The 9,418-nt window shown below is 73.8% G+C and carries 8 protein-coding genes; 3 read left to right on the plus strand and 5 right to left on the minus strand.

Features of this window, described 5'->3' with window-relative positions; genetic code table 11:
- Window positions 1-857: pyridoxal-dependent decarboxylase (locus ACOJTC_RS27740; RefSeq protein WP_420119090.1), on the plus strand; the 857-nt coding region annotated here is incomplete at its 5' end.
- Between the two features lie 75 nt (window positions 858-932).
- On the opposite strand, the gene ACOJTC_RS27745 is transcribed toward ACOJTC_RS27740, so the two are convergent.
- Entirely contained in the window at window positions 933-1,991 is a 1,059-nt protein-coding gene (locus tag ACOJTC_RS27745; protein ID WP_420119091.1) for a sulfite exporter TauE/SafE family protein, read from the minus strand.
- 228 nt (window positions 1,992-2,219) lie between these two features.
- Complete coding sequence (locus tag ACOJTC_RS27750; RefSeq protein ID WP_204926036.1) at window positions 2,220-2,690, minus strand: RrF2 family transcriptional regulator; 471 nt, start codon at window positions 2,688-2,690, stop codon at window positions 2,220-2,222.
- A gap of 171 nt (window positions 2,691-2,861) precedes the next feature.
- Here ACOJTC_RS27750 and ACOJTC_RS27755 point away from each other — a divergent pair, with 171 nt between their 5' ends.
- Both ACOJTC_RS27755 and ACOJTC_RS27760 read left to right on the plus strand, forming a co-directional pair.
- Entirely contained in the window at window positions 2,862-4,310 is a 1,449-nt protein-coding gene (locus ACOJTC_RS27755) for a serine/threonine-protein kinase (protein ID WP_420119092.1), read from the plus strand.
- Window positions 4,311-4,338: 28 nt separating this feature from the next.
- Complete coding sequence (locus ACOJTC_RS27760; RefSeq protein WP_204926034.1) at window positions 4,339-6,105, plus strand: vWA domain-containing protein; 1,767 nt, start codon at window positions 4,339-4,341, stop codon at window positions 6,103-6,105.
- Window positions 6,106-6,144: 39 nt separating this feature from the next.
- Here ACOJTC_RS27760 and ACOJTC_RS27765 read toward each other — a convergent pair whose 3' ends face one another.
- The 3 genes from ACOJTC_RS27765 to ACOJTC_RS27775 form a co-directional block, all read right to left on the minus strand.
- Window positions 6,145-7,029 (minus strand): acyl-CoA thioesterase, encoded by an 885-nt coding sequence (locus tag ACOJTC_RS27765; RefSeq protein WP_420119093.1) that lies wholly within the window; start codon window positions 7,027-7,029, stop codon window positions 6,145-6,147.
- A gap of 76 nt (window positions 7,030-7,105) precedes the next feature.
- Window positions 7,106-8,554, minus strand: coding sequence for a pyruvate kinase (gene pyk, locus ACOJTC_RS27770; RefSeq protein ID WP_208569251.1), 1,449 nt, complete (start codon window positions 8,552-8,554; stop codon window positions 7,106-7,108).
- Window positions 8,555-8,814: 260 nt separating this feature from the next.
- Window positions 8,815-9,180, minus strand: coding sequence for a YciI family protein (locus tag ACOJTC_RS27775; protein ID WP_088643099.1), 366 nt, complete (start codon window positions 9,178-9,180; stop codon window positions 8,815-8,817).
- Window positions 9,181-9,418 lie beyond the last annotated feature (238 nt).

A 9,418-nucleotide genomic window follows, 5' to 3' on the forward strand; every position in this document is an offset into this window, starting at 1 on the left:
TCGCGGTGGACCCGACGACCCAGGCGATGCGGCCGGCGGCGCTGCGCGCGGCGATCGAGGCGGACCTGACCGAAGGCGTGGTGCCCGCCATCGTGGTGGCGACCATCGGGACCACCTCCACCACCGCCGTCGACCCGCTGCCGGAGATCGGCGCGATCTGCGCCCGGTACGGCGTGTGGCTGCACGTCGACGCAGCCTACGCCGGGGCGGCGGCGGTCTGCCCCGAGCTGCGCTGGACGCACGCCGGGGTGGAGCACGCCGACTCGTACTGCTTCGACCCGCACAAGTGGCTGCTCACCGGATTCGACTGCGACGCCTTCTGGGTGGCCGACCGGGGCGAGCTGATCGAGGCGCTGACCGTCATGCCGGAGTTCCTGCGCAACGCGGCGAGCGAATCCGGCGCGGTGATCGACTACCGGGACTGGCAGGTGCCACTGGGCCGCCGGTTCCGGGCGCTGAAACTCTGGTTCGTCCTGCGCTGGTACGGCGTCGAGGGGCTGCGTGCGCACCTGCGCGCAGGGATCGCCCTGGCCGACAGGTTCGCCGCCCTGGTCCGCGCCGACGACCGGTTCGCCCTCGCCGCCCCGCACCCGTTCTCCCTGGTCACATTCCGGCTGCGGGCCGGTGACGAGGCCGGCGCGGCGCTGCTGGCCCGGGTCAACGACAGCGGGCAGGTCTACCTGACCCACACCCGGGTCAACGGGCGGTACACCCTGCGCCTGGCCGTCGGCTCGCCGTTGACCGGGCCGGAGCACGTGGACCGGGCCTGGGCGCTGCTGTCGGCGGCGGCGACCGACCTGCTCGCCGGGCACCCGGCCCCGGCCGGACCCGCCCCGGGCGGCACGCTTCCCGGGTGACCGTCGCCGCCCCCGTGCCGGATCACCGGTGGGGTACGACGGTCGGCGGGGCGGGCGGCGTACCCCTGCCGGGGTTCAGCGCTCGACGACGGCCAGCCGGTCGTCGTCGGCCCCGGCCGGGGCGGACCCGGCGACGGCGCCGGCCCCGACGACGGCAGCCGCGGTGTCCGGCGACGGCGTCGCACCGACGGCGGGCGTGTCGGCGGTGGCGACGGCAGTGGTGGTGGCGACGGCAGTGGCGGTGGCGGTGGCGGCGGCGTCGACGATGGCGCGGGCCCGGCGGGTGCGGCGCAGCGCCCGGACGGCGAACGTCAGGGCGACCACCCAGCCCACGGCGAGCAGCACGTAGACCACCGGGCGGACGGTCGAGCCGGCGTCACCGGCCTTGAGCAGGATGCGGGCGTTGGTCAGCACGATCACCCCGCCGATGGTCGCGCCCAGCAGTTGGGCGGGGACGATCCGCACCAGCCAGGCGGCCACCGGCGCGGCGATCAGGCCGCCGATCAGCAGCGCCGCGACGGTCGGCAGCAGGAAGCCCTCGCTGCCCAGGCCGATCAGGAAGCCGATGCTGGCCGCCCCGGCCACCACGAACTCGGCGGTGTCCACCGAACCGATCACCTTGCGGGGCTCCATCCGGCCGGAGACCAGCAGTGCCGGGGTGGCCACCGGGCCCCATCCCCCGCCGCCGGTGGCGTCGACGAACCCGGCGACCAGGCCCAGCGGGCCGAGGAACCGGCCGCGCAGCCGCCCGGCGCCGGAACGCTGGCGCAGCGGCCGGGAGAAGCGCACCAGCAGGTACGCGCCGAGGGTGAACAGGATGCCGGCCATCCACGGGGCGGCGTTCTCGGTGGAGATGGAGCTGAGGAAGGTGGCCCCGACGAACGCGCCGACCGCGCCGGGCAGGGCGATCCGGGTCACCACCCGCCAGTCGACGTTGCCGAACCGCCAGTGGGCGACACCGGCGGCGAGCGTGGTGCCGATCTCGGCGAGGTGCACCGACGCCGAGGCGGCGGCCGGGGCGACCCCGACGAAGAGCAGCAGGGTCGACGAGGTCAGCCCGTACGCCATGCCGAGCGCGCCGTCGACGAGCTGCGCGGCCAACCCGACCAGAGCGAGGATCAGAAGCTTGCGCACGAGCCCTCCGAACTTTTCGGCATCTCCTATCGACTTGGTCGAGAATGCGGCACGGGACGCTCCCCGGTCAACCCCCAGATCGGTGGGTGGGACGGGCCCGGCGCAGCGGGACGCCCCGGACTGAATCCCGCAGACCAGGTCAGACGCCGGCGGACCGGGTGCGGTGGGCAGGTCCCGCGGGCCCGGTGCGGCAGGCAGGTCCGGCGGGCCGGGTACGGCCCGGGGGCGTCAGCTCCAGGCGCGCGGGTCGGCGGCCAGCTCGGTGATCCGGCCCGGCAGCACCCCGGCCGCCACGTCGGCGATGGTGACCTGCTCCAGGATCTCCCGTTCGCTGGCCCGCAGCGCGATCCAGACCTCCTGCAACGCGCGGGCCGCGCCGTGGTAGCCGAGCTGCTCGGGACGCTGCCCCCGCACGTGGGCCAACGGACCGTCGATCACCCGGATCACCTCGGCGAGGGAGATCTCCGCCGCCGGCCGGGCCAGCCAGTAGCCGCCCTCCGGGCCCCGCTGGGCGTGCACGATGCCACCCCGGCGCAGCTGGAGCAGGATGCTCTCCAGGAACTTCGGCGGGATGTCCTGCGACCGGGCGATCTGCTCGGCGGTGACCGGACGGGACCGGCCGGAGTCCGCGCCATCGGCGACCGACGCGAGTTCGGCCGCCGCACGCAGTGCGTAGTCGACCCGGGCGGAGAGGCGCATGGCCGCAAGGTTAGTCGCCGGCCCCGCCGGCCGGACCGCCACCCTCCACCGAACGGCCAGGGTGGGCTGTCCCGGTGGCGTGGGCATGGCACCATACCCGTGTCGCCGGCAGGGTCGCCGGTGGCGGACACCAGCGCACCGGAGCACAGGCCGATAGGGGCAGCGACAGCGATGCCGGACGTGACGCCGCTGAACCCGCGGGACCCGCGCCAGGCCGGGCCGTACGAGCTGATCGGTCGGCTCGGCGCGGGCGGTCAGGGTGTGGTCTACCTGGGCCGCGACGAGCAGGGCAAGTGGGTCGCGGTCAAAGTCATCAACGTGGACCTGCACCAGCATCCCCGGGCGAAGGCCCAGTTCGTCAAGGAGATCGCCGCCGCCCGCCGGGTCGCGCCGTTCTGCACCGCCCAGATCCTCTTCGCCGACGTGGACGGTGAGCTGCCCTACGTGGTCAGCGAGTTCATCGAGGGCGTCACCCTGCAACGGCACGTCCGCGAGCAGGGGCCGGTCGCCGGCAACGCACTGCACCGGCTGGCCGTCGGCACCGCCACCGCGCTCGCCGCGATCCACCAGTCCGACGTGGTGCACTGCGACCCGAAGCCGGACAACGTGATCCTCGCGGCGGACGGCCCCCGGGTGATCGACTTCGGCATCGCCCGCGCGCTGGACGTCACCGAGACGATGACCAGCCGGATCATGGGCACCGCCACCTACATGGCCCCCGAACGGTTCCGCGACGACGAGGTCGGCCCCGCCAGCGACGTGTTCGCCTGGGCCGGGACGATCGCCTTCGCGGCGGGTGGTCAGCCGCCGTTCGGTACCGGCCCGGTCGTCGCGGTGATGCACCGGGTCCTGCACGAGCCGCCGGACCTGACCGGGCTCACCGGTCCGCTCGCCACCCTGATCGGGCAGTGCCTGGACAAGGACCACCGGGTCCGGCCCACCGCCCAGGAGGTGCTGCTGCGGCTGCTCGGGCGCGACGCCCACCCGAGCGGCGAGGTGCCGTTGCAGAGCGTGCTGCGGGCCGGCACCGACGCCGCGGCCACCCAGCACGTTCCGCGTACCGTGGCCGCCACCCCGCCGGCCGCACCGGTCGTCGCGGCGGCCGACCCGTGGCCGACGACGGCGGCGGCGGACCCCTGGCCGACCGCCGGGGTGGCGCAGGCCCCGCCGGGCATCCCGGCCGCCCCGCAGCCGACCGACGACCCGGTGCCGACGCCGTGGCCCACCACGTCGACCGCCCACCCCGCGCCGCCGACGCCGAGCGCCCCACCGGCGACGGCCTGGTCCGCCCCGGCGGCCCCCACCCCGTACGCCGCCACGGACCGGCCGGCCACCCCGACAGCAGCGGCCCGGGACGGCTTCGGCCGGCGGCTGCGTCGACAGTGGGCCGACCCGTGGGGGATGTCCCTCGCGTTCCTCCTCGGCGCGGTCGGCTTCGCCACCGGGTACGTCGCCAGCACCGACGTGGGCACCGCCGCCGCCGTCGGTCTGCTCGCCCTCGTCGTGGTCTACGGTGTCCGTCTGCTCGTCGCCGCCGCGCTGACCCCGTCCGGCCCGCCGGACGGCCAGGTGGCGCAGCCCGGCACCCGGCCCGCGCCGGCAACCCGCACCGACGCCTGACCCACCGAACGAACCCCTGGAGGAGCCGATGGCCGCCGGTCAGCGTCCCGCCCGACCGTGGCTGCCGCACGCGGTGGCCGTCGTCGCGGGGCTCGCGGTGATCGCCGGGGCGTACCTGTACGTCCGGCCGACGCCCGGCACCGACCGGGCCGACTGCGTACCGTTGGAGGTCAGCTCCTCCACCGAGAAGAGCGCGCTGGTCGCCCAGCTCGCCGAGCGGTACAACACCGCCGACCGGCGCTTCGGTGGGCGGTGCGCGCAGGTGACCGTGCACGGCCTCAACTCGGGCGAGGCGATGGAGGCGCTGGCCGGCGGGTGGGCGCTCACCCAGCCGAAGGTCGCCGAGCCGCAGGTGTGGCTGCCCACCTCGTCACTGTGGACCGGGCAGCTCCGGCTGCTCGACAAGGCGGCGGGCCGGCCCGCGCAGACCCCCGGGCAGTACCCGTCGATCGCCAACAGTCCGCTGGTCATCGCGATGCCCAAGGACCGGGGCGAGCTGGTGCAGCAGCGCGGCCCGCTCGGCTGGGCCGACGTGCTCGGCCTCTCCGGCGGCACCGGCTGGGCGGCGTTCGGCAAGCCCGAGTGGGGCCGGTTCACCTTCGGCAAGGACAACCCGCACCTGTCCACCTCCGGTCTGGCCGCCACCATCGCCACCTACTACGCGGCGGTCAACCGGGCCAGCGACCTGACCAGCGAGGACCTCGCCCAGCCGGCGGTGACCCAGTTCGTCAGGCGGATCGAGGCCAACGTCTCGCACTACAGCGACGACTCGGTGGACCTGCTGCGCGGTCTCGCCGAGGCCGACGCCGCCGCCACCGGGGACGCCCCGGCGACCGACATGAGCGCGATCGTCCTCCAGGAGGAGCTGGTCTACCTCTACAACCAGGGCCAGCTCAGCCCCACCGGCAGCAAGCCCCGGGTGCCGCTGGTGGCGGTGCACCCCAAGGAGGGCACCTTCAACCTCGACCACCCGTACGTGGTGCTGCCGTCGGCCGACCCGACGCAACGCGAGGCCGCCGAGGACTTCCTCACCTTCCTCCGCGACGGCCCGCAACAGCGCAGCTTCGCCGCCCTCGGCTTCCGCGACGACGAACGCCGGCCCGCCGAGACGCTGCTGGCCACGGTCGCCGGGCCGGGTGGCGACCGGCTCACCTACTTCGACCCGCCCACCCCGGAGGTGGTCGGCGCGATCCTCGGCAGCTGGGACACCCTGCGCAAGAAGGCCAACATCCTGCTCGCCGTGGACACCTCCGGCTCGATGAAGGCAAGCGTCGGCGACCGGACCCGGTTCCAGGTGGCCACCGACGCCGCCAGCAAGGCGATCGGGTTGCTCAACGCCGCCGACCAGGTGGCGCTCTGGTCGTTCTCCAGCGAGACCCCGCAACGACCGAAGCGGCCGTACAGCGAGGAGGTACGGCTCGCGCCGCTGAACCGGGACGCGTTCAACCGGAAACTCGCCGGGCTGCGCATCGGCGGCAACACCGCCCTGTACGCCACCGTCCGCGCGGCACACCGCACGCTGCTCGACAGGTACGACCCGAACCGGATCAACGCGGTGGTGGTGCTCACTGACGGCAAGAACGAATACCAGAAGGACAGCGACCTCGACCGGCTGCTGCGCGACATCGCGCTGGACCCGAACAAGCCGGTGAAGGTCTTCTGCGTGGCCTTCGACCAGGATTCCGACCTGGCCGCGCTGGACCGGATCGCCAAGGCGTCGGCCGGCAAGGCGTTCGACGCCAAGAACCCGACCACCGTCGACGAGGCGTTGGTGAAGGTGGTCAGCAGCTTCTGAGCCCGGCCGGCCCCCGCCGCACCCCGGCGGCGGGGGTGTTCAGTCGCCGACGCGACGCAGCAGGCCCTCCTGGACGGCGCTGGCGATGTGCCGACCGTCGAGGGTGAACATCCGGCCGGTGGCCAGCCCCCGCGCGCCCGAGGCCGACGGGCTCCAGCAGTCGTAGAGGAACCACTCGTCGGCCCGGAACGACCTGTGGAACCACAGGGCGTGGTCCAGGCTCGCCCCGACCAGGCCGCCCGGCCCCCAGACCTCGCCGTGCACCGACAGGACCGAATCCAGCAGGGTCAGATCCGAGGCGTACGTCAGCGCGCAGGCGTGCAGCAGCGGATCGTCGGGCAGCTTGCCGTCGATGCGCATCCAGACCCGCTGGTACGGGTCGGCGGGCCGGTCGCCGGGGCGTACCCAGCCGGGCTCGCCGACGTAGCGGACGTCGATCGGACGGGGAATCTGTCCCCAGATGCCCAGCCGCTCCGGATAGCGGGCCAACCGGTCGGACATCGTCGGGACGTCGTCCGGACCGGGCACGTCCGGCGGGGTCGGAGCCTGGTGTTCCAGGGCCTGTTCCTGCCGCTGGAAGGACGCCGACATGAAGAAGATCGGCTTGTCGTGCTGCAACGCCACCGAGCGGCGGACCGAGAAGGAGCGTCCGTCCCGGACGTTCTCCACCTGGTAGTCGATCGGCTCGGCCGGATCGCCGGGCCGGACGAAGTAGCCGTGCAGCGAGTGCACGAACCGCTCCGGGGCGACCGTGCGCCCGGCGGCGACCAGAGCCTGCCCCGCGACCTGCCCCCCGAACACCCGCTGCGGGCCGACCGAGGGGCTGACCCCACGGAAGGACGTCGCGCCGGTGTGGTCGAGGTCGAGGACCTCGAGGAGCTGGTCGACCGCGGCCTGGCCGGTCGCCGCCGGACGCCCGTTCACCGAGCTTGCTCTGTTCGCGACTGCGGGGCGCGCAAACCCGGCGCGCTCCTCGCGCTCACCGAAACTGCCGCTGTGCTCACTGGAGCGCCCGGGCGCTGGCGGCGTCGACCAGGGAGCCGAGCTGGTGCACGCGCAGGGTGTTGGTGGAGCCGGGGGTGCCGGGCGGGCTGCCCGCGACGATCACCACGTAGTCGCCGGGGGTGGCCTGGTTGAGACCCAGCAACGCCTGGTCGACCTGGCGGAACATGTCGTCGGTGTGCTGCACGAACGGCATCAGGAAGGTCTCCACGCCCCAGCACAGCGCGAGCTGGCTGCGCACCTCGGGGACCGGGGTGAACGCCAGCAGCGGCAGGTCGCAGTGCAGCCGGCTGAGCCGCTTGACGGTGTCACCGGTCTGCGAGAAGGCCACCAGCGCCTTCGCCCCGATGGCGCGGGCGATCGAGGACGCGGCCACGGTCAGCGCGCCGCCGTGGGTACGCGGGTCGTGCTGGAGCCGGGGCACCCCGATCGAACCGGCCTCGGTGGTGGTGATGATCTTGGCCATGGTGCTGACGGTGAGCACCGGGTACTTGCCGACGCTGGTCTCGCCGGAGAGCATCACCGCGTCCGCGCCGTCGAGCACCGCGTTGGCCACGTCGGAGGCCTCGGCGCGGGTCGGCCGGGAGTTCTCGATCATGGAGTCGAGCATCTGGGTGGCCACGATGACCGGCTTGGCGTTCTCCCGGCACAGCTGCACGGCCCGCTTCTGCACCAGCGGCACCTGGTCCAGCGGCATCTCGACGCCGAGGTCGCCCCGGGCCACCATGACGCCGTCGAAGGCGAGCACGATCGCCTCCAGGTGGTCGACCGCCTCGGGCTTCTCGACCTTGGCCAGCACCGGCCGGCGCACACCCTCCTCGTCCATGATGCCGTGGACGAGCTTGATGTCCTCCGCCGTACGGACGAAGGAGAGGGCGATCAGGTCGACACCCAGGCCGAGGGCGAAGCGCAGGTCCTCGGCGTCCTTGTCCGACATCGCCGGGACGCTGACCGCCACGTTCGGCAGCGAGACGCCCTTGTTGTTGGAGACCGGGCCACCCTCGGTGACCAGGCACCGGATGTCGTTGCCGGTGACGTCGCTGACCTCGACGGCGACCCGGCCGTCGTCGATCAGCAGCCGGTCGCCCGGCTTCACCTCCTGGGGCAGCTTGCGGTAGGTGCAGGAGACCCGGTCCCGGGTGCCGAGGATGTCGTCACCGGTGATCACCACCGAGTCGCCGGTGCGCCACTCGTGCGGCCCGTCGGCGAACTTGCCGAGCCGGATCTTCGGGCCCTGGAGGTCGGCCAGGATGGCGACCGGCACGCCGACCGCCTCGGCTGCCTCGCGGACCATCCGGTACACCGACTCGTGGTCGGCGTGACTACCGTGGCTGAAGTTCAGCCTGGCCACGTTCATGCCCGCCTCGATGAGGCCCCGGAGCCGCTCCGGGGACGAGGTGGCGGGGCCAAGAGTGCAGACGATCTTCGCGCGGCGGTTCACGCCCATCAGGCTAGTCTCTCCTCCGGGTCGACCTGCGGGCCGACCCCTTGCGGACTGAGGAACAGGGTCCGACGACGCGCGGGGTGGGCGCGTGGCCGGCGGGACGCGGGCCACGCCGGGGGCACGTCGGAAAGTGGCGGGCATCGGCGACCGCGCGCCGGGAATCGTACCGCCCGACGGCAATCGCCGTCCGCGCGCTCCCGTGCTCCCGTGCGCCGACGCCGCCACCGTCGGTCACCGCCGCGCCACGCCCGTCGACCCGGCGCTCAGCTGTCGGTCTTGACCAGCGGAAACTCCAGCGAGCCCGCCGGGCAGAGAAACGTCAGCACGTCGACCATGTAGAGGCCGGCCTGCACCGCCGGGTCCGCCTCCATCACGCTGCGTACGTCCTCGACCGAACCGGTGCGGGCCAGGCCGATGCCGATCGGCGGGGCGGGCTCCCGGGCCGGGCCGTCGATCGAACCGGCCACCAGCACCAGACCCCGCCGTTGCAGGGCCCGCATGTGCGCGGTGTGCTCGGCCTGGAGGCGCTGCACGGTCTCCTTCGGCAGCACCCGACCGGCCGGACCCGGATAGAGCACGATGCACTCGTACGTGTCGAGTGCGAAGTCCAGCTGCGGCGTACCCGTCATCGCGTCCCCTCCCCGCGTCGGCGCCACACCGCGCCGGTGGCGTCCCCCGGACCCGGCCAGCGTCCCACGGTGGGGACGCCCCTGACCGCCGGTCGGGACAACTCCGGGCCGGACGGGGCGGACACCGGGTGTGGCGGGCGGCACCGACGGCCTTTCGGCCCGCCCACGCCGGCAGATCGGCAGACGTGCCTGTCAGCAGACGCTGGTACGGTCCGAATGATGGGGAAGGCGCTCGATC

Source organism: Micromonospora sp. (genome assembly GCF_048594385.1).
Taxonomy (GTDB): Bacteria; Actinomycetota; Actinomycetes; order Mycobacteriales; family Micromonosporaceae; genus Micromonospora; species Micromonospora wenchangensis.